Origin of the sequence: Cyanobacterium sp. uoEpiScrs1, assembly GCF_947331815.1 — a bacterium.
Taxonomy (GTDB): domain Bacteria; phylum Cyanobacteriota; class Cyanobacteriia; order Cyanobacteriales; family Microcystaceae; genus Rippkaea.
Genome location: NZ_OX373462.1, coordinates 782,293 through 804,775, shown reverse-complemented (window position 1 = coordinate 804,775; position 22,483 = coordinate 782,293). Strand labels below are relative to the sequence as shown.

The following is a 22,483-nucleotide window of genomic DNA, read 5'->3' as shown; positions in this document are numbered from 1 at the left end:
ATTACTGTAATATAAGATGTCAATTATTACATAAAGATAAGATTCCAGATAAAGACTAACATGTTGTACCTTCAAAAATAACTATTTAATTAAATAACTTAAGGAACTCCTACATTCAGAAAAATAGTTGCACGGCGAACACCATTTTCTTTTCCTTGACTACTTACTGTGAGAGACTGTACATTATCTAATAAAGGTTTAATAGATAATTCAAGCACCTTAATAATCGGAAATTTTTGTTCTAATATTTTTTTTCCTTGACTCCAATCCAAATAAAAATAACCATCATTTTCTGGGTTTAATGCTTCAACAGCTTGTTGTAATTTATTACTACGAATTAAAGATATTTGTGATGTCGACAGAGCCTGAGACATAGCGTCTACTGAAGTGGCGAAAACCACATAATCGTCTACATCTGTATGAACACCACTAACTCTCGCGTCCAAAGAAGTCAAATTGCCATTATTTCTAGTTATTGTGCTAAGTTCTGTCCAAACAGTCACAGTATTGTCCCGTAGTGGCAATTTTCCCACGCTATACCCCCTTTTCTGTGCTAACTGATCAAAGTTGTCCACCCAACCGGAAAAATTAATATCTGGTATTTTTTTAGCAACAAAAATCGCGTCGAGTTCACTATTATCCACATTGGGGATAATGGCTAAGCTAAATTCTCCTTGAATAGACGGAAACACTCTTTCAGATAAATTTAGCCCTAAATGGTCTTGAACAGAGATTAGAATACGATTTAATAACTGTTGTAGGGGACTTTCCTTAGCCAATCCTGTCTCAATTTGATTCCATAATTGGTTCAAGTCAGTTCCCGCAGCTGTTAAGATGCTATTAACGGGTATATAGGCTAATGCACCTACGGGTTGGGATAAGGCTGGAGGTTCTTCTCCCTGTTCTGCCCCTCCGATCAGTGCTGTCTGGGCAACTAGCCCTTCGGATTTGACAGAAAAAGCAACTGTCAAGGTCTGAGTTATTTCAGGAATTTCAGGGATGGGTAAATTACCGAACCAAGCAGATAGGGCTGGAAAATTAGCATAAATGATACCGATATGAGGTTCGGTAATTGTTTTTAAGGCTTTTTGATAGTTAGGATAATTTCTCAGATTTGATGTTTTAACTTGAACATTATTGATAGCATCTCTCAATATTTTGGGATCATTGGCAAATAACACTAGATTGTCGAGGATTGCCGTGGCAGAAAAACGAGCATTAACAGAGCTATCATGATGACGTTGATAGATTAAATTGACCCCTTTATAGGATTCAAAAATTAGATCCGAGGTACCAGATATTATCTCTTTGGAATAGGAACTCTGAAGGAATACTTTTGCCGATTCTTTATCTTTAGTAGTCACAGCTAATAAGTAACCAGGTTGAATTCCATTACCTGGGTTGTGATCAAAATCTAGAGAAGTTACAGCTAAGGTAATTTCTTCTCCTAACCAAGGTCGAATCTGAGTTTGATAATCGAGCCCTGTCTTAGACAAAAGTTGCTTTTCAATGGAAAGGAATTCCCGATGCGACCGACGTCTATTATGAGGAAAAGCAATATACTGGGCTAAGGATTCTAGACGGTCAGGATTGACGAGCAACGATACCATGAATGGAGCTTGTTTCGGTACAAAAACCGCAGTGATGGGTTCTTTGAAAATGCCTCCTGATACGAGCTCAAGGGGGCTTTGTCCGAGAATCCAATACAGACTGCTGATAGCCCCAGATAAAAGAATGAGGACACTAATAGCTAGAATGATGAAAAAAGAACGAAGCTTCACAATAATTCATCGTTTGTGATTAATGATTACTCTTGATTGTAGTCGTCATTTGAGGACAAAATTTTTAAGAAAACCCTAATCTTGAGCTAAACATCCCAAAGTATTTTTACCCTTTATTCTCACAATTGTTATGATAGACCATCAAATAATTTTTTTAGTACTATATGTCTCAAAATTTATATATTTCTCAAATCACTGTCATAGAACTAGCTGAACGACTGGCTCAACCCAATAATAAATTACAACTAATAGATGTCCGAGAGCTACATGAAGTTATGATTGCCAATATTGATGGTTTCAGAGTACTTTCTCTAAGTGAATTTGAGCTATGGTCGGATAAAATAACAACAGACTTAAATCCCAATATGGAAACTTTTGTTATTTGTCATCATGGTATACGTTCAGCTCAAATGTGCCACTGGCTACTGAATAATGGTTTCACTAATGTTAAAAATATTATTGGTGGCATTGATGCTTATGCTCTCCATGTTGATCCAACCATTCCCCGTTACTAATACTTTGGCATAATTATTATGAGTTAAATGCCATTGAAAGTATTTTTATTTGATGTATTGTCTGGACTGAGTATTATCAATCAGTAGCTCATAAATTCGAAACTTCTTATTATGTTTTTGTTCTGTACCCCCAAAAGTTCTTTGTTTATAGAAACTAAATTTTTATAAAATTACAATCCCCGCTCAACAGAATTTTTTCGTGAATGTTCAGTATAAAAATTACTGTTTAGCAGAACTATTTTATTATAGTGGATTCTTATAATAATTTACGATACTGGGAGAGCTTTACACTTTTTAGTTTCTATAAGTGCTTTAATCAAATTTTAGTTTTTACCATTATGACCGTTAAATCCACTTTAACTAAACGTTATCAAAACATTCTACGAAGAACAATTCAACATTACATTGCTACTGCTGAACCGGTAGGCTCAGAAACATTAGTTCAAGAATATAATCTGAGTGTAAGTTCGGCTACCATTAGAAAAGCTTTAGGAAAATTAGAAAGGGCTGGTTTTCTATATCAACCCCACACTTCTGCCGGGAGGATTCCTTCTGACTGTGGTTATCGAATCTACGTTGACGATTTAATTACACCCGACAACTATATACGGCAAAAAATTGAAAAATATTTAAATGAAAAATTACAAAAAAAGATATTTAACTGTGAAATGCTATTACAGAGATCAACTCAAATTCTAGCGAATTTTAGTGGCTATATTGCCTTAATCACACTTCCACAAAGTTCTCTAAATCGATTACGTCATTTACAGTTAATACCTGCTTCATTAAACCAAGTTATTTTAATAATTGTTACAGATAGTTATCAAACTCAATCTATTTTAATTGATGTTCCAAAAGCTATCCTCATTGAAGAGCTTAATGATGAAAATTTACTAGCACAAGAGTTGCAAGTTATCTCTAATTTTTTAAATAGTCATTTAAGAAATAAAAGTTTGTTGGATTTAGTAGCTTTAAATTGGCGTAGTCTTGACAAGAAACTTATTCATTATGCAGATTTTTTCAAAACTCTATTACAACAGATATCAAATCATTTAAAATCATCTATTTCGACTCCAATCATAATACGTGGATTTTCAGAAGTATTACATCAACCAGAATTTTCTCAATTAAAACAAGTGCAAACACTTCTCTATTTATTAGAAGAACAGCAAGATCAGCTATTGCCATTAATTTTTGAAGTTCCTAAAGTTAAATCTTTAACAACTCAACGAGTTACAATTAGAATTGGTTCAGAAAACCCCCTGGAGTCAATGCATCCTTGTACTTTAATCTCCGCTGTCTATAAACAAAAAGATGTTCCAGTAGGAAGTGTTGGTGTTATTGGTCCAACTCGTATGGTCTACGAGAATACAATTCCCTTAGTAGAATCGACGGCAGACTATCTATCCGAGGTCCTAAGTTAAATTATTCTTATTTTATAATTGTGGTCAGGTAACAATAGAGTGCAATACTGGATAATTAAATTTATTTTAAATAAATACTAATATAGTTTAGAACAGAATACCTTAGAAATAAGATAGTGAATAAGCAATATAAATTTTACTTTATCAACAAAAGTATATCAATACGAAATCAGTTACTTACTAAGAATTGTCTTAGAGTTAAAAATCTACTTTTTATGTTTTAATATATCATTAATTAATTTTTAATCACTAAAAAACTAGGATTAATTTTATAAAATTAAAGCTATAAAATAATAAATTAAAAAACTATTTAATATTAAAACCAACTTTTTAAAAAAGAATAATTATGTTGTTATAATGGGTAAAAAATATTAAGATTTTAGAGGAATCATAAGTTGTTGTTTAAAAAATACTATGTTAAACAACAACTTTGTTTGACAGATATATATAACTATTTTACTTTTTATTGTTTTATTTTAAATTTTATTTCAATTAGTTTACTTAAAATTAATTAATGTTCCTAAATTAGTTCATAGTCTTTTTTGTTAAGTAAACTAAAATGTTTTTGTTTAGCACAAAACTATAAATATAAAAAAATTAATGAGTATACTATATATATTTATTTTGTATTTTGCTTGTAAACGCTTTACAAACTGGATTGATAAGCAATTTTTAAAAGATTAAATATAAAAAATATTTTTAATTTACTTGATGTTTTTCTACTATTATTTTTTAGGTTTAATAAATTTAAATTAAGACTATACCAATGACGGTTAATATTATCAAGATTTTAAGAACAATTTTGATACCCTTTATTTTTTGACGTATGATTTATATCATTAGTTGCAATAAAATAGTGTTTACTTTTATTCATATAACTTAATTGTTAACTCACTAAAAACATATTGAGTAGTTTCGCAACCATATTGATATCTAGATAGAATAAGTACATTGATTATCAGTTTTTTTCTTGCTTTTTCTCAAAGTAAAGTTTTATAGGTAATAGTTATTTAATTCATTAATATTGAACCGAGCAGATTGTTTGATGTTTTGAATAAATTTATAAAAATAAAAAAATATTATATACCAACCCTAACGTATATCATTTACTTATTTAAAGCAATTAATTTTGAATAAGTTTGTTAGCAAAACTTAACTAAAAAACTGTAGTTTCAAGAATAATCGCTTATGCTGGCTAGTAATTACTTAATCTTTATCAGCATTATCCTGATTCAGTTTGACAGGATGATCAATGCACGGAGAAAAATTACAACTTTCATATGGATACTTTTACCCCTCAATCGAATATTAAAGTGGAAGATGATCGCACTGGAATGAGTGCGGAAACACTGAAACGTGCTTTCCTAGACAATCTTTTCTACCTCCAAGGCATTGATCGCTCCAATGCCTCTTTGTATAACTATTATGTAGCTATTGCTTATACTGTTCGTGATCGCCTTCTGCATCGCTTCCTTAAAACTATAGAAACCTATAAAAAAGAAAAAGTAAAAATTGTATCTTATCTTTCTGCCGAATTCCTTATGGGTCGTCACCTAGGAAACAACCTAATCAATTTAGACATATACGACAAGATGCGTCAAATAGTCGAAGAATTAGGTCTGGACTTTGACGAAATTATCGAACAAGAACCAGATCCTGGACTAGGTAATGGAGGTTTAGGTCGTTTAGCTGCATGTTTTCTCGATTCTCTTGCTTCTCTAGAAATTCCAGCTATCGGCTATGGTATACGTTACGAATTCGGAATTTTCCATCAAACTCTCAGAGATGGATGGCAAGCAGAAATTCCTGATAACTGGCTACGATTTGGTAACCCTTGGGAATTACCCCATCCCACCGAAAGCGTAGAGGTTAAATTAGGGGGGCATACCGAAATGGTCCACGATGAGGCAGGTAACATGAGAATGGTATGGATTCCATCCCGTACTATCCTTGCTGTTCCCTATGATACACCAGTTCCGGGCTATCAGACTAATACTGTCAACCCGCTACGTTTGTGGAAGGCAGAAGCCAGTGAAGCCTTTAATTTTGATGCCTTCAACGCTGGACAATATGACCAAGCAGTAGCAGAGAAAATGGATGCAGAGACCATTTCTAAGGTTCTCTACCCTAACGATAATACACCTGCGGGACGACAATTACGTTTGGCGCAGCAATACTTTTTTGTTTCTGCTTCCTTACAGGATCTAATTCGTATTCACCTAAGAACTCACAAAAGTCTAGATGATTTTCATGAAAAGGTTGCAGTCCAACTTAACGATACTCATCCTGCAGTGTCCGTTGCTGAATTGATGCGGTTATTAGTTGATAAACATAATTATCCTTGGGAGAAAGCCTGGGACATAACGCAAAAAACTCTCGCTTACACTAATCATACCTTATTGCCAGAAGCTTTAGAGCGTTGGCCTGCAGGATTATTTGCTAGTCTTCTCCCCCGGCATCTAGAAATTATTTACGAAATCAACCATCGTTTCCTTGAAGATGTAAGAACCTGGTTCCCAGGAGATGAGCAGTTGATATCTAGCCTATCCTTAGTCGAAGAACGAGAGGAAAAGCTAATTCGCATGGCTAATTTAGCTTGTGTTGGTTCTCATGCAATTAATGGGGTAGCAGCTTTACATACGGAACTTTTGAAAAAAGATACCCTCAAGGATTTTGCTAAGCTATGGCCTGAGAAGTTTTATAACAAAACCAACGGTGTGACACCACGCCGTTGGATTTTATTATCTAATCCAGAACTAGCTACTTTAATCAATGAAAAAATTGGGGATGGTTGGCTTAAGAATTTGGATGAAATGCGCAATATAGAGGCTGTTGTTCATGATCCTGACTTTCGTCATCGTTGGCGTGAAATTAAACAAAACAATAAACGTAGCTTAGCGACTTATATCCTTAAACACAGAAATATTCAAGTTGATCCTAATTCTCTATTCGATGTTCAGGTTAAGCGAATTCATGAGTACAAGCGGCAACATTTAATGGTTCTACATATCATTACCTTATACAATCGCATTAAACAGAACCCTCACATTGATATTCTACCTAGAACTTTTATTTTTGGTGGTAAAGCTGCTCCTGGCTACTTTTTAGCTAAGTTAGTTATTAAATTAGTTAACGCTGTTGCCGAAGTTGTTAATAAAGATCCCGACGTTCGAGGACGATTAAAAGTTGTCTTCTTGCCTAACTTCAACGTTTCTTTGGGGCAACGGATTTATCCAGCTGCCGATTTGTCTGAACAGGTTTCTACTGCCGGTAAAGAAGCTTCTGGGACTGGTAACATGAAATTTGCTATGAATGGAGCATTAACCATTGGAACTTTAGATGGAGCAAATATCGAAATTCGTGAAGCAGCTGGGGCTGAAAACTTCTTTTTGTTTGGCTTAACAGCTGAAGAGGTTTACGAACTGAAGGCCAATGGATATAATCCTATGGATTATTATCATAACAATGAAGAATTACAGGGTGTGATTGATCGTATTGCCAGTGGCTACTTTAGTCATGGAAATGGGGAATTGTTCCACCCCATTGTTGGTCCTTTGATGTCTCATGATCCTTATATGTTGATGGCTGATTATCAATCTTATATTGATGCCCAAGAAGCCGTTAGCCATGCTTATCGTGATTATGAAAAATGGACAGATATGTCTATTCTTAATTCTGCAAGAATGGGTAAGTTTTCCAGCGATCGCACAATCAGAGAATATTGCAGAGAAATTTGGGATGTTAATCCTGTCACTATCAACATCGAAGATTATAATCCTGCAATGCTAGGTTAATTTTTTTTCAGTCAAGAACACTATTGGAACAGATTATCCCTGTTTAAATATTAAGCAAGATAAGCCTAGTTCTATTGTTTATCTAAGTAGAAAGTAGGGCTCGACAACTGTTGACCCTACTGCTCCTCAAATTCTATCCTTGTTAGATATCAAAGTCGTGTTTAGGTTGACTACAAACAACTGTAAAGTAAAATCTGATTTGTTAAATTATGGTTTTATTGAAGACTGTAAAAATTTTTTAAGACGACGTTGTTAATAACTCTTTTATCATGCAGTAAAGATGATATCAATAATCGGTATAATCTCCGTCCAGTTAATATAAGAACAATGATATACCCTAAAAAAGTTTTCTCAACACTTTCTTTTCTAACAATGAAGACAATGACTAAGGAGACTTTTTAAGAGTAAATCTCTTATGCGATTATCTTTTTGCAATTTAATGAACTTTTTCTTTCCTCTACTACAGTTTCTAGTATTTAATAGTATTCAAGTCTGTCAAAGATATAGATCGGGAGTTAAACGATTCTTAAATAAGTTTATAATACATCATAAATTATGACATTAATGAGCATTAACTATATTGATCTAATGATATAAATTGATTTTTAAGATCTATGATAGAGTTGTTTCATCCTAAAAAGTCTTAAAGCTTTATGGTTAATTCAAAATTAGAAATTGCTGGATTTAAACAACAAAAGACTTGATTTGCAAAGTTTCGAGGTTCTTAAAAATGATTAAAAGTTTTATTTTTCAATGGATAGTTTGAGTTTTAGTGAAATCTTACTACGTCTTTTATTAGTCTTATTATTGATTGCCATTAATGCCTTTTTTGTCACTGCCGAATTTGCCATGGTATCGGTACGACGGTCACGTATTAGTCAATTAGTAGAAGCTGGTGATCTTCAAGCTCAAACCGTCCAATCCTTACAACGTAGTATTGATCGTCTTCTGTCAACCACTCAATTAGGTATTACTCTTTCTAGTTTAGCTCTCGGTTGGATTGGAGAAGGAACCATGGCAGTTCTGGTTAATCCTCTTTTGAGAAATCTGCCTTTTACTCCTAAATTGACCCAGTCCTTATCCTATAGTCTTGTTGTCCCAGTTGCTTTTCTGCTAGTTGCTTATTTACAAATCGTGCTAGGAGAACTCTGTCCTAAATCTGTTGCTTTGATTTATTCAGAGAAGTTAGCTCGATTTTTTGGTCCTCCCATTGGGGTAATTGCCCAGATTTTTAATCCTTTTATCTGGATTTTAAATCAATCAACTCGCTATCTATTATGCAGTGTTGGAATTAAATACATGGGAGATACACGATACAATCAAGTTACTCCAGAAGAACTTCAATTGATTATTGCTACCGAAGGAGAATCAACTGGTTTAGAGGCTAAAGAAAGAGCACTACTGAAAAATGTGTTTGAATTTGGTGAAGTAATGGCTGTTGAGGTAATGGTTCCCCGTACTCAGTTAATTGCCATTTCTGAGGAGGCAACTTTCGGTGATTTACTCGAAGAGGTCGCTATTACCGGTCATTCTCGTTATCCAGTTAAAGGAGATTCTCTTGATGATATATTAGGCTTCATTGATTTTAAAGATTTAGCACCTCCGTTAGCTAAAGGAGAATTAACAAAGGAATCTTCTTTGTCTCGTTGGCTAAAACCAATTAAATTTGTCTCTGAATCTATGCCATTGGATGAATTGTTAACTGTGATGCAGAGATCTCAGTTAAAGATAGTGATTGTTGTGGATGAGTTTGGAGGAACCTCTGGATTAATTACTCTTCAAGATCTAATTGCGGAAATTCTTGATAATGATTTAGAAGAAACCAGGATGGAAGACATTTCCCTACAAATGTTGGATGCTCAAACGTTTCTAGTGAAAGCTCAAATCAATCTTGAAGAACTTAATAAAGTTTTAGACCTAGACTTACCGCTAACAGATGAATATCAAACTTTGGGAGGATTCTTACTCTATCAATGGCAAAAAATTCCTTCTGTAGGGGAAACTTTATTCTATGGCAATTTGGAATTTACAGTGATCATGGTTGAACCACCTCGCTTATTGCAAATTCGTCTCCATCGCCTGGAAGAGTCAAGTGCCGGAATTATTGAAGATAAAATTATTGATCATCAAGAGAATAAGGAATAGATGCGGATGAGCAAAGCAAATTAGACTGATTAGCTCAGCTTCTTCCTAGGCGATGAAAATTACTTCTTTATAAGAATTGAGAGATCTTCGAGTTAGATAATAGCAATTTTTAGACTTATACTGAAACAAACTCGTAGCAGATTTTGCACATATTATCAATTTCGTCAGTGTTCGGTCTCGACAGTAGCCTCTTGAACCGATTGAACCGGTTTTTCATGCTTAATACTTTGATTAGGTTTATACCATTTAAAATGTTGATAAACTGTGTGAGAGAAATCTTGAATAATCATTCTCCCCATGACATCATTATAGGAACGTTCCGCAAAGACAGCTCCAATATAACGCTTACCTGTAGGAATATCAATGATACCAGCATCCCCCAAAATTGTACCAATGTCCCCTGTTTTATGAGAAATAATCGCGTCCCGTTCTAATCCTTGGGGTAATAAGGTTTTAGTGCGTGTTTTTTTCATAATTCCTAACATGCGATCACGTGATCGTACTGTCAATAGATCTCCACGTTCAACGCGAACCAATAATTTGACTAGATCTTTAGGACTAGTGATATTGGTCCCTTCTAAATCCGGCAAACGATTATTAATTTCCGTCTTGGTTAACCCCCATTCTTTAAAACGTTTATTAAGAATTTCTTTGCCTCCCAGACGACGGATTAACATATCCGTGGCTGTATTATCACTGATAACAATCATTTTAGTTGCAGTTTCTAACGCACTGAACTTAGTTCCAGGTTTCTGATATTGCATACTTCCTGATCCTCCAGTGATAATTTCCTTGTCCATGGTTAACATTTCGTCTAGATAGATTCTTCCAGCATCTACTTCTTCAAAAAAAGCAACAAGGACAGGAATTTTAATTGTACTAGCAGCAGAAAGGTAATTCTCTCCATTTAAATTTACATAATTCCCGTTATCCAAATCAATAAACCAACCCCGAGGACTGACTTTAATGTATTTCTCTTGGCTGGCTATTTTTTCTAACTTAGTTTTGAGATTAATTAATTCTTTTCCTAGAGGAATAGTTGTTGTATTATTAACAGTCTTTGTAGGGATTTTTTTTTCAGACTGCACAGATTGTTCAGAAGTAGTAGATTTGGAAGAATTAAAGTAGGCAGCGAACAAACCAGTGGGGTCGAATACAGTTAAAATCGTTCCAACAATTGCACTTACTCCCACTCCCATAATACCTAAACGCAGAATATAGAGAAATACGACGTTCATCAAATTGGGAGAAGACTTTTTCCTGCGTCGATCAGGAAGTCTAGTAGAAACTATTGGAGTTGATTTCCTTTGACTTTGGCGAGAAAGTTGTTTAGTTGGACGTCCCATCCTGGAAATACTATTTATATGTTGACGACGAGAAGTACTCTTGCCATCAGTCGAATGACCTGAATAGTTATTGTTATTTACACTATTTTGAGGATTATAGGAAGAATTAATCATTCGACGGGACATAGTTTAGGAATCCTTGCAATATATATCCGTTAAAAGGAATAAGTTAAAATAACGCTTGCGACGCCAATTAATTTTAATCATGAATCATGATGATTAATTTTTGTGACTGTAATTGTCGTGTAAATGTTGCCATATAGAATTGATATGTCCAAGAACTCCTCGCAGTAAAGCTACTTCCTCGGCACTTAACTTTGAGCGGTTATAAAGGCGGCGGAGTTTTTTCATTTTAGCCTTAGCCGTATGGGGAAAAAGATAACCAATCTTTAACAAAACTGTTTCGAGGTGTTGATAATAACCTTCAACTATATCAAAAGATGCTAGTTTTTTAGGCGAAGTTGAAGGTAATTCTCTCGGAATTTGAGCAGCTTGGTAGAGTTCATAGGCGCAGATAGTAACGGATTGGGCAAGATTTAAAGATGGATAAGCTTGGTTAGTCGGAATACAGATAAAACGTTGGGCATAATTAAGTTCCTCATTACTTAATCCTCGATCTTCTGGTCCAAAAATTAAGGCACTGGGGAAGTTAGAGGCTAATAGCCCAGGGAGAGCTTGATGGGGAGTTTCTAAGGGAGTCAGAAGGCTACGAGGGCGGGCTGTTGTAGCTATTATTTCCTGACATCCTTGCAATGCTTCAGATAAACTGCCTACTTTCTGAACTTTTCTTAAAATGTCCAGTCCATGAACAGCCATCAATCGTGCCTCCGGACCCAAAGGATCACAGTTCGGACGAACTAAAATAAGCTGTTGTAATCCCATGTTTTTCATAACTCGCGCTACTGATCCCACATTCAACGGTCCAGCAGGTTCAACTAAAACAATTTTTATTTGGGCTAAGGACATGGTTTAAAGTTATTTTTTAACTCACATGACACCCCCACTATCATCCATGTAAATTAGATGACAGTGAAGGTCTTTTTTAATAAATAAAAGAGTAAGATATTAACGAGTTTGACGAGATGCTAACTTTTCAATAGTTGCCTGGGTTTCTTGGAATAGTTGGTGGCGAGGATCTTTAACTTGGGTTAAAGAGGGAACAAGATTACGAGCATGTAATGCCATGTAGAGTTGCAGTTGAGCCACGTAATCCTGTATGTTTTCCTGCATGGACTCTGTATTGATTGAAGTCGTTTCCACTTTCAAGATACCTTCCTAAAATTGAGCTATATGATTTGGTTGATTGACCGTTCTACGAAACTATCACGTTATTATGTGTCCCGCGATAGATAATAACAAATTTTACATACTTCTAAACATACCGCAATATTGCCATTCGAAGAACTTGATAATTTTTATCAATCAACCTACTCAAGATATCTTAAAAATAAGAAGCTAAGTTCATAATTTTAAATATATGAACTGTTGGTATATAAATTAAGCTTAAGTAAAGTTACCCTTTTTAAATTTATGCAAATATCATCTTTAGTATCTACATTTTATCTTCGTAACAGTGTAACAGTACTTATTAGCTTGTTGTACTTAATTTGTTGATGGTACTATAAATCTCTAATAAACAATATTAGCTAAAGTGAAATATTCAACCTTAATTAGATATTAAAGACACTAAGTATTTAGGAATAAATATAAATACTCTTTTTTTTGTTTTTTGGTTTTATTTTAATTAAGTTACTTACCTATACTAAGTTCCTATCGATAATAATTACTATATCATTTTTTATTTTTGTTCCTTGATCGAATTAATTTATTTTTTAACTTGAAGTTTTATTTTGCTATTTTTTATAAAAAATTAAAAAATATTTTCATGGCTTATATTTCTTTTTATATATAATTTTTGAAGGATAATAATATTTTAAAAATGTAGTTAAATAGCAGAATTATGTTCATTGAATACAGAATTCTATCAAGGGCAAGATAGGATAAATTAAGCAAATAAACAGATTATATCGAAGTAGCAGCGAGATAAAATAATGACAATTCAAACAAATAAACTTCTATTTTAATAGAAAATATATATGCAACTGACAAATAACTTAGTCTGTTATTATCCATTCTATGAATTAATTACTTAATATTAAAATATCAAGATAATTCTTTATGATCTTTTGAATGCTCTTTATATTAACTACATCCATGTAATGAAAAAAATTATCAGAAAAGATATCTGTGAAAATTTATTGTTAACAACATATTGAATCTACTCTTAAATTTTAACGGTTTGTTTGACTAATGGAATATCCATAATATGGTACAAGTTAGGATTAATTTCCCCATGAACGGTGAGTAGAATAGCTCTAATTAAAGCTTGTGCCTTGAGAAGTATTTCATCAAATTCTATCTGGGGATCTGATAGAGCAACAATTGCTCCTCCTACACCAATAGTCGTTTCAGTTGGGGTCATTACAATTGTACGTATGACAATGTTCAAATCAGCTGTACCATTGAGTCCTAGAAAACCAATTGCCCCTGAGTAAATACCCCGTGCTTCTCCTTCAAGCCTGTCAATAATTTCCATGGTTCTCAATTTAGGAGCACCAGTCATTGATCCACCAGGAAAAGCTACGCGGATACAATCGGTGGCTCTGAGATCTTTACGAAGGTGTCCGCAAATAGTACTGACTAATTGATGCACAGTAGCATAAGTTTCGATATCCATTAATTTAGGAACATGAACACTGCCTATTTCGCATACATGTCCTAGATCATTTCGTAGCAAGTCCACAATCATTAAGTTTTCAGCACGATCTTTCTCCCCATTTTTTAAACTTTTTTGTATTTCCTGGTCTTCTTGAATATTAATCCCTCTTGCTTTGGTTCCTTTAATCGGCTTGGATTCGACTTTATTATTACGATCAATTTTTAGAAAACGCTCTGGGGAAGAACTAAGAACGACGAGATCTTCAAATCGAAAAAATGCTGAGTAGGGTGCTGGATTAGTTTTCCTTAATATTCGATAAAGTGTTAGAGGATCAGGTTTACTATCAGTAGAAATCTTATTAGTTAAACAGACTTCATAGCTTTCTCCTTCAGAAATTTCATAGAGACAATGTTGGATATTATCTAAGTAAGTTTGGTAAGAGCGGCTAAAGCGAAAAGTGACTGGTTTGTTACTATTTTTGGGAGTAGGTGGTTCTAATAATGGTAACGTCGATAGTTTTTGCTCTATGGTGTCAAACCAAGCCTCAGCTTCACTTTCTTGCTCCTTTTTCATTAGACACAATACGTAGGTTGTTAGTTCTTGATGATCAAAGACAATTAATCGATCAGCTAAGATAAAGCTAGAGTCAGGCAATGATGAAGGATTTTCTAATGTGCTGCCGCATTCGGCCTTAATTTCATAACCAAAATAACCAGCAAAACCACAATTAAAGTCAAAAGGTAAACTATCACAGTAGCAGTTAAGCAATTCAAGTTCTCGCTTGAGATAGTCCAATATACTCTCTTTATACACATTCAATTCGTTTCCTTGAGTGACAGATACTTCTCTAGTCTGAACATTATATTGAATCAATCTACTGTTGGGACCACAACCGTCTCCCATAAAAGAGAAACGCGAAAGATTTGAATCGGCTAGACTGCTGTCAAGCCAAAAAGCAGGGGTTTTGTCTCCAAATAGATGAACAAAAACTTGTTCTGGATCTCGATCAATATTAAGTTGACGACTATAAACTTGGTAATCAAGATTATGGAATTGGTGAAAATAACCGGTTGGAACAATAGAAAACTCTTGATCCATCACACTTTGTCTTCTGTCTTTCTCGGTAAAATATTGCTTAGTAATATTTCTAAAATTTTCTAATAAGGTATATCCATACTCAGTACTGATAGACTCAGGGTGAAACTGTACCCCCCAAATTGGTCTTGATTGGTGGCGTAACCCCATGATAATTCCATCTGCTGTCCAAGCAGTTATTTTTAGACTCTCAGGTAATATTGGGGCAACAATTAAAGAATGATAGCGAACAACACAGAAGTTTTGAGGAATATCAGCAAATATTTCAGAGTTGTCATGATAGACACGACTCAATCGTCCATGCATTGCTTCAGGAGCATAGATAACTTGGCCTCCAAAAACATAACCAATACCCTGATGACCTAAACAAATGCCTAGTAAGGGAACCCCTATTTTTTTAATTACTTGTTGACAAATTCCAAAATCTTTCTGATTTTCTGGACGACCTGGTCCAGGAGAGATGACTATATTGTCAAATGATAAAGCCTGTAGTTCAGAATAAGTAAATTGGTCATTGTGTATAACAATTGGAGGTTCTCCATTTACCTGTGCAATCATTTGATAAAGATTGAAAGTATAGGAATCGTAATTATCAATTAATATAGTTTTCATAGTTATTACTATCACAAAATTTTAGGGACAATTAATTTAAATAAATAATTAAATTTTATTTAGCTCCAGTAAAATTCTTTATAAAAAACATAAAAAAAGTTTTTTTGAGATTAATGAATAAGAATTAGGGATTATTCTTTAGTAAGAAACTGATATAGCTTCATTTTTTAATGTAGCATACTATATACAAAATCAATTTACTTATTAGAATATGACGATAGTATAATCATCTGCAAAAAAATTATTATCATATTTATAGCTTATTGCTACTTAATTTATATAAGCATATAATGTAAAGTTATAGTAAGTTTATATTAAAGCTATAAATCATATAAGACATAGTTTATAGTGCAAAAAAATTGTTATTATATTGCTAGGATAGTTAATTTAGTTATCTAATATAAAATAGTAATTCTAGCAGTTAAGCTGTTATACATTGATTAAAAGTATGATATTATATCTTTATATAAAATAATTTGATTAATAATAAATACTAGGGATAAATAGCATTAAACTGATTAAATATTGTTTAATGTATGAAAAAATTATTTCAACTAAAAAGTAATAAATTATAATTTTTGTGTGAAAACTTATGAAAAAAGAGTAAAGACAAAAAATATAAACGCTTTTAGTATATAAAATGATTATTTTTTATGTGATGGCTAAGTTAAAGGAGTTGAAATATATTTACAATAACAATATATTCAATTGTATTTCGTAAATATATTTTTATAATTGGCAGTTTTATTTAATTGAGTCAGTAAATAACTCAACTCAATAGATATCAGTTTACAGTTTTTTCTGTATTTTAGGAAATACCTAGTTATTGAGCTTAAATACTTTAACTTTATATCTTTTAATTAATTTAAAATATGTCATTAAGCCTTCAAAAAAATAAGCATATTATATAGTAAACTAATATGACATATTTTTAGTGTTTTAATTTGCTTGAATCGTTTATATTTAACAGTAATTTAAATTAGCATATATAAAATAGCGTTGTTTTTTGTATTTGTTTATTAGTCTTAATGCTATCGGATATAACTTAATCGTATTTTTCTTTAAAAACAAGTCAATAAATTATACAATTTGTTAGTTTAATTTTTAATTGCCTTTATTTCATTTACATCGGTATAATAAATAAGTAGCTGAATACTTAAAAATGCTGCTTATTTGTTTGTTAAAAATTTACCATATATATGGTATCATGATTATGATTTTAATTTATGTAAATAGCAACAAAGTATTAATATAAATAAGCAACAAACTAAACTAAATTAAATCAATAATTCTAACCAATATTAATCGTGTCCAACACAATTTTTGATCTAATAATAGAAAATTTATGAACAAAGATGAAAGTAGATTAGAATGGGCTACGCTAGCTTGTTTTTATATAAATCAAGAAGTACAAGAATGTTCCACTTACATCCAATGACTATGTCTCCCTCCTAAACTCAAACTCAAGTTAACATGGATGAGTGGACTGAAAAAATTGAAGATGGTTATGGAATGGTTAGAAAGAATTCATCGAGTTGTTCGATCACATATTAATGGCTTAATCAAAGAAGAAGAGGATCCCGAAAAAATCTTAGAAACGGCGATCATAAAAATAGAACAGGAATTGATTACCATGCGACGAGCGTTAGCAGAAGCAATCGCTACTAACAAAAACGCACAACGGCAGTTAGTTCACCACCAAAAAGCGGCAGAAAAATGGTACAAACAAGCAGTCATGGCTATTGATAAAGGGAATGAACCGCTAGCTAGGGAGTCCCTTATTAACCGTCAATCTTATCAAATACAGTCTCAAGAAATAGAAAATCAACTAAAACAACAAAATCAAGTAATTGGGAAGGTTAAGCAAAATTTAAGAACTCTAGAACAAAAGTACGTTGAAGCTAAAGCAAAGAAAAACCTTAACCTAGCTAGACTACGATCAGCTATAGCTTCCCAAAGACTACAGGAAATTGTTGGAAATCTAAATTCGGGTGATTCTAACAGCATTTTGGAGCAGATAGAATCGAAAATTTTGAAACTAGAAGTTGAATCAGAAATAACCCAAAGTTTGAGTGCTGATTCCTTAGAACAGCAATTCATAGACTTAGAAATGGATAAAATCATCGATACAGAAATTGTTAACCTCAAAGGAAAAAAAATGACCTCACGCCAGTCTAATCAATCATCAGACTCTTCTTCGAAAATAGATACAATTAAGGCTAAGCCCGATTAATTTTTAAAACATAATTATTGAGAAAAAAAGGGTAATTTTATTCAGGAGTATTCCAAAATTGTTTTCTATCTCTGGTTTCCTTACTTTCCCTCCATGACCTTTCATATGCCAAACTAGAAATGGGCAAGCCATACTCAGTGGCATAAAAAAATTAATTTTAACTTTAAAATTTTACTTACCCCAGTATACACACCGGAGGATAAACAGCATCATGGGATTATTTGATCGCCTAAGCCGAGTTGTCCGAGCTAACTTAAACGATCTCGTCAGCAAAGCAGAAGACCCCGAAAAAGTATTAGAACAAACCCTCAATGATATGGGAGAAGACTTAATACAAGTACGTCAAGCAGTCGCCCGTGCTATTGCCGAACAAAAGCGTACTGAGCAACGGTACAATCAGGATCTATCAGAAGCTAATAAATGGGAGCAACGGGCTAAACTTGCCCTCTCTCAAGGAGATGAAAGTCTAGCTAGAGAAGCCTTAGTCCGTAAAAAAACTCATACTGATACTTCTGTAACTCTTAAACAACAGCTGGAACAACAAAATAGCCAAGTCAATACCCTCAAGCGTAATCTAATAGCTTTAGAAAGTAAAATTTCCGAAGCTAAAACTAAGAAAAATATGCTTATCGCTCGGTCTAAAGCAGCTAAGGCTAACGCAGAAATTCAGCAAACTTTAAGTGGTGTTGATACTAGTGGCTCAATGGCAGCCTTTGAGCGTATGGAATCCAAAGTATTGGATATGGAAGCCCGTTCCCAAGCCTTTGGAGAGTTAAGCGATACTGGTATTGAAGAACAATTTGCTAAATTAGAGTCTGCAAGTGGTGTAGATGACGAATTAGCTATGCTCAAAGCACAAATCAGTGGAATTCCCGAACCAAAGAAATTACCTGAAGCCTCTGATCCCCAATTATCTCGAAAAGATTCAGCAGTGGATACGGAACTAGAAGACTTACGTAAACAATTGGACAATCTCTAAAGAAGTGGACTAAAATACGTTACCGAAAATCACCTTTTACTTTTTAGGGGCGTATTTTGCTGCATCTCCTCAGCTAGCCAAATTCAGCTCGCTTTACTCCAGGATTGATATGAATAAAAGATAAGCAAAATAACTGACAACCCTGTAACCTAGATAATCGACAACTCAATTATTAAACAACCAATTAAAAAGCAATTATGAGTAGTGTTCTAGAAATTACTGATCCCAACTTTGAGGAAGAAATTTTTCACACGAAGCAACCGGTTCTAGTTTACTTTTGGGCTTCTTGGTGCGGTCCATGCCAATTAGTTTCTCCTTCCATCAATGCGATAGCCCAAACTTATAGTGATCGCCTTAAAGTTGTTAAATTAGAAGTTGATCCTAATCCTAAGGCAACTGCTGAGTGTCAAGTAAAAGGAGTTCCAGCTTTGAGACTCTATAAAGACAAAAAACTTTTAGCTTCCCATGAAGGGGCCATCACAAAACAAAAACTTATTGGGGACATTCTAGATCCTCATTTAAGTTAGATAGTAAGTCATTAACTATTCGTTAATGACTGTTTGTAAAATTGTTCAAATAAGTCATTGATACCCCTCTTGTAAAGACTATGCGCTTTGCTAACCGTCTCAATTATCTGTCAAGCAATGTCTTCGCCGATATGGATAAATCAAAAGCTGAGGCTATATCAGCAGGGAAAACTATCATAGACTTATCATTGGGATCGTCTGACTTGTCGGCCCCAAATGTAGCGATTGCTACTATTGAAAACTCTTTGCACGATCCCATCACCCATGGTTATCTGTTGCATCATGGAACACTCCCTTTTCGGGAAGCTGTGGCCAGATGGTATACTAAGCGTTTCAATGTTGAGATTGATCCTCAGACAGAAGTATTACCCTTGATTGGCTCTCAAGAAGGAACAGGTCATTTTCCATTAGCAATTCTCAATCCTGGGGAAATAGCTTTATTATGTGATCCTGGTTATCCTTCTCATGCAGGTGGCGTCTACTTGGCAGGGGGACAGATTTATACAATGCCCTTGTTAGCAGAAAATAAATTTTTACCCATCCTAGCAGATATTCCCACTTCTGTTCTGGCTAAGGCTCGTTTAATGGTATTGAACTATCCTCATAATCCTACGACGGCCATGGCTTCCTTGTCTTTTTTTGAGGAAACAGTCAAATTTTGTCAAAAAAATAGTTTAGTTTTAGTTCATGATTTTCCTTACGCTGACATTGTTTTTGATGGTATAGAAATACCGCCATCTATTTTACAAGCAGATCCAAATAAATCTAGTTCAATCGAGTTTTTTACGTTTTCTAAGTCCTATAACATGGGTGGATTTAGAATCGGATTTGCTATTGGAAATGCTGAACTCGTTACGGCATTAAAAAAAATTAAAACAATTGTTGATTTTAATCAATATAGAGGAATTTTAAAGGGAGCAATTGCTGTTCTGGAGAGCTCTCAAGAAACTGTTAAACAAACTGTTGCTGAATTACAAAAACGCAGGGATGCTTTTATCGAAGCATTAAATAATATTAATTGGTTAGTTGAATCTCCTAAATCAACTATGTATGTTTGGGCAAAATTGCCACGATCATGGCAAAATAAATCAATTGATTTTTGTCAACAATTAGTATTAAAAACAGGAGTTGCAGTTTCTCCTGGAGCAGGTTTTGGAAAACAGGGAGAGGGTTATGTTAGATTTGCTTTAGTTCATAACTCTGATGTGTTAGAAGTAGCAGTTGAGAGAATTGCTGGGTTTTTAGAAAAAACTATTTAATGTTTATTAACACATATCTATAAAATACTGCAAATTTAAGTAAAATATGTGTTATCTAAACTTGCATTAAAAAAAATACACTCCATTGCTTTAGGGACAGTGGCTCTTAGAAAAATTTTTGGATTCTAGATAACATAAGCTTAGGAACTGGCATTATAACTAAAAGCTAAGGGACATCTTTAGGAGTAATTAATTTGAAAAAAGTAGAAGCGATCATTCGCCCTTTTAAATTAGACGATGTTAAAATTGCTCTCGTCAATGCAGGAATTGTCGGAATGACGGTCTCTGAGGTGCGAGGATTTGGGAGACAAAAAGGTCAAACAGAACGGTATCGTGGATCAGAATATACAGTGGAGTTTCTGCAAAAACTTAAGATAGAAATTGTAGTCGAAGATCCTCAGGTAGATATGGTGATCAAAAAATTGATCGCTGCGGCACGCACCGGAGAGATTGGAGACGGAAAAATATTTGTCTCTCCCGTAGATCAAATTATCCGTATTCGCACTGGAGAAAGCGATATTGAAGCGATTTAACTAAGATAGGGGATTACGGACCATTAGTCCTTCCCCATTATATAATACAGTTTTAATGTTGCTTAACTTTGACAATCAAGTTTTTCAATATCTTGGCGAATATCATTAAGATCAATATAGCGATCAGTAGCATTTCTTAATTCCCTAGCAATCATCCCCTCTGTAGAGACAACTGTAATATGGGTATTCTTAGAACGTAATAGTTCAATCGCTCTTTCAAAATCTCCATCACCACTAAAAAGTATTACTCTATCGTATTGATCTACTGTATTAAACATATCAACTACAATTTCAATATCAAGATTAGCTTTTTGTGAATAACGACCTGATGTATCATCATAATATTCTTTAAGAATTTTAGTTCTTACTGTATATCCTAAACTTATTAAAGCGTCTCGAAATCCTCTTTGATCTTGAGAATCTTTCAGTCCAGTGTACCAAAAAGCATTCACCAAACTAACTATAGGATCTTTAGTAAAATGTTCTAGAACTCTTCTAGGGTCAAAAAACCAGCTGTTTTTTTGTTGTGCATAAAACATATTATTACCATCGACAAATATAGAAACGCGTTCTTTCTGAAGAATACAAATATTTGCAACATCCATGAAATTAAAACCTAAGATAATTTAGAAATAAAATTTAATCTTTTAGCTTAATAGTCTAGTTAAGCAATCTTACTTAATTAAAATCTTACCTTAAAAGTTTCCCCTTTGTTATAATAGAGAACTTAAATAGAAAGTATAAGTCTTTGATGTAGAAGTAGATGATAAAAATACTTCCAAATAAATATTTTTATTTAAGTAAAAATCTTTAACCATTGATAGAATACTAAGGATATAACTATCTAAGACTTTTCTTAAACCACTGAAAAAGAACCTAAATTGTTTTACTATACTGGATTTAATTTTAAAGAGAATAAATTAACATAAAAAATTAATATCAAACTGAAACAAATGGTAATTTTTTATATCTTTTGATAATCCTACAGGAGAGTTTATTTAATAATTAAATATAATCAATAACTATAATTGTCGGTAATTCACTTTTACAGTTAACTAATTATACTTCGATATTGCTAGTGAAATAATTAATTAGCTCATTTACCCTCAATAGCAATACTATTAATGATAATAATCATAAAAAATAGATTTTAGACTATTCAAGAGCAACAACTAAACTACAATAGTATAGTATCGTAAAAATATATATGTACTAAAAACACTATTATGTATTGAATAAATAGCTAATTTACACTACTTTTTTAGATAAATCTAAAAAACAAATATTTTATGTAAGTAATGATAGTTTACGATAAATTTAGTTTATATTAAGATAATAAACTCTTAAAAGGAGTATAAGGATTTATATTTTGAAGTGAAATATAAATAAATATTAATTATTAAAATTTGATTCTTAATAAAGCAATATCTATTATTGATTACAACAAAATATAAAAAGTATGATATCTTTCTACTGTTAGAGCTTATTTAAGGCAAAATAATAATAAATAGAAACTAAATA

The 22,483-nt window shown here is 33.2% G+C and carries 15 protein-coding genes; 9 read left to right on the top strand and 6 right to left on the bottom strand.

The window, feature by feature from the left end; genetic code table 11:
* Positions 1–98: 98 nt before the first annotated feature.
* Positions 99–1,781 carry a DUF3352 domain-containing protein gene (locus OXU93_RS02795; RefSeq protein WP_267384360.1) on the bottom strand — a complete coding sequence of 561 codons (1,683 nt, stop codon included), beginning with the start codon at positions 1,779–1,781 and terminating at the stop codon, positions 99–101.
* A gap of 164 nt (positions 1,782–1,945) precedes the next feature.
* Between OXU93_RS02795 and OXU93_RS02790 the strand changes: the two genes are divergently transcribed.
* The 4 genes from OXU93_RS02790 to OXU93_RS02775 all read left to right on the top strand — a co-directional run bounded on the left by OXU93_RS02790 (position 1,946) and on the right by OXU93_RS02775 (position 9,659).
* On the top strand, positions 1,946–2,296 hold the full coding sequence (locus tag OXU93_RS02790) for a rhodanese-like domain-containing protein (RefSeq protein WP_267384358.1): 351 nt from the start codon (positions 1,946–1,948) through the stop codon (positions 2,294–2,296).
* A 338-nt stretch (positions 2,297–2,634) separates the two neighbouring features.
* Positions 2,635–3,720: a heat-inducible transcriptional repressor HrcA gene (gene hrcA, locus OXU93_RS02785; RefSeq protein WP_267384357.1), complete on the top strand. Its 1,086-nt coding sequence runs from the start codon at positions 2,635–2,637 to the stop codon at positions 3,718–3,720.
* A gap of 1,280 nt (positions 3,721–5,000) precedes the next feature.
* Positions 5,001–7,514: a glycogen/starch/alpha-glucan phosphorylase gene (locus tag OXU93_RS02780; RefSeq protein WP_267384356.1), complete on the top strand. Its 2,514-nt coding sequence runs from the start codon at positions 5,001–5,003 to the stop codon at positions 7,512–7,514.
* A gap of 762 nt (positions 7,515–8,276) precedes the next feature.
* On the top strand, positions 8,277–9,659 hold the full coding sequence (locus tag OXU93_RS02775; RefSeq protein ID WP_267384759.1) for a hemolysin family protein: 1,383 nt from the start codon (positions 8,277–8,279) through the stop codon (positions 9,657–9,659).
* 164 nt (positions 9,660–9,823) lie between these two features.
* Here OXU93_RS02775 and OXU93_RS02770 read toward each other — a convergent pair whose 3' ends face one another.
* The 4 genes from OXU93_RS02770 to pabB form a co-directional block, all read right to left on the bottom strand.
* Positions 9,824–11,131, bottom strand: coding sequence for a serine hydrolase (locus OXU93_RS02770; RefSeq protein ID WP_267384355.1), 1,308 nt, complete (start codon positions 11,129–11,131; stop codon positions 9,824–9,826).
* Positions 11,132–11,224: 93 nt separating this feature from the next.
* Positions 11,225–11,971 (bottom strand): RNA methyltransferase, encoded by a 747-nt coding sequence (locus OXU93_RS02765; RefSeq protein ID WP_267384353.1) that lies wholly within the window; start codon positions 11,969–11,971, stop codon positions 11,225–11,227.
* 99 nt (positions 11,972–12,070) lie between these two features.
* A complete protein-coding gene (locus tag OXU93_RS02760; RefSeq protein WP_267384893.1) occupies positions 12,071–12,265 on the bottom strand; it encodes a hypothetical protein in 195 nt (64 codons plus the stop codon).
* Positions 12,266–13,289: 1,024 nt separating this feature from the next.
* Complete coding sequence (gene pabB / locus OXU93_RS02755; protein ID WP_267384351.1) at positions 13,290–15,431, bottom strand: aminodeoxychorismate synthase component I; 2,142 nt, start codon at positions 15,429–15,431, stop codon at positions 13,290–13,292.
* Positions 15,432–16,908: 1,477 nt separating this feature from the next.
* Between pabB and OXU93_RS02750 the strand changes: the two genes are divergently transcribed.
* From OXU93_RS02750 to OXU93_RS02730, 5 genes are all read left to right on the top strand, one after another.
* A complete protein-coding gene (locus OXU93_RS02750; protein WP_267384349.1) occupies positions 16,909–17,664 on the top strand; it encodes a PspA/IM30 family protein in 756 nt (251 codons plus the stop codon).
* 211 nt (positions 17,665–17,875) lie between these two features.
* Positions 17,876–18,643, top strand: coding sequence for a PspA/IM30 family protein (locus OXU93_RS02745; protein WP_267384348.1), 768 nt, complete (start codon positions 17,876–17,878; stop codon positions 18,641–18,643).
* Between the two features lie 197 nt (positions 18,644–18,840).
* Positions 18,841–19,170, top strand: coding sequence for a thioredoxin family protein (locus OXU93_RS02740; RefSeq protein WP_267384346.1), 330 nt, complete (start codon positions 18,841–18,843; stop codon positions 19,168–19,170).
* A gap of 80 nt (positions 19,171–19,250) precedes the next feature.
* A complete protein-coding gene (locus tag OXU93_RS02735; protein WP_267384344.1) occupies positions 19,251–20,429 on the top strand; it encodes an LL-diaminopimelate aminotransferase in 1,179 nt (392 codons plus the stop codon).
* 194 nt (positions 20,430–20,623) lie between these two features.
* Positions 20,624–20,962, top strand: coding sequence for a P-II family nitrogen regulator (locus OXU93_RS02730; RefSeq protein WP_267384343.1), 339 nt, complete (start codon positions 20,624–20,626; stop codon positions 20,960–20,962).
* A 62-nt stretch (positions 20,963–21,024) separates the two neighbouring features.
* Here the strand turns inward: OXU93_RS02730 and OXU93_RS02725 are convergent, their stop codons facing one another.
* Positions 21,025–21,567, bottom strand: a complete 543-nt coding sequence (locus OXU93_RS02725) for an NYN domain-containing protein (RefSeq protein ID WP_267384341.1) — start codon at positions 21,565–21,567, stop codon at positions 21,025–21,027.
* Positions 21,568–22,483 lie beyond the last annotated feature (916 nt).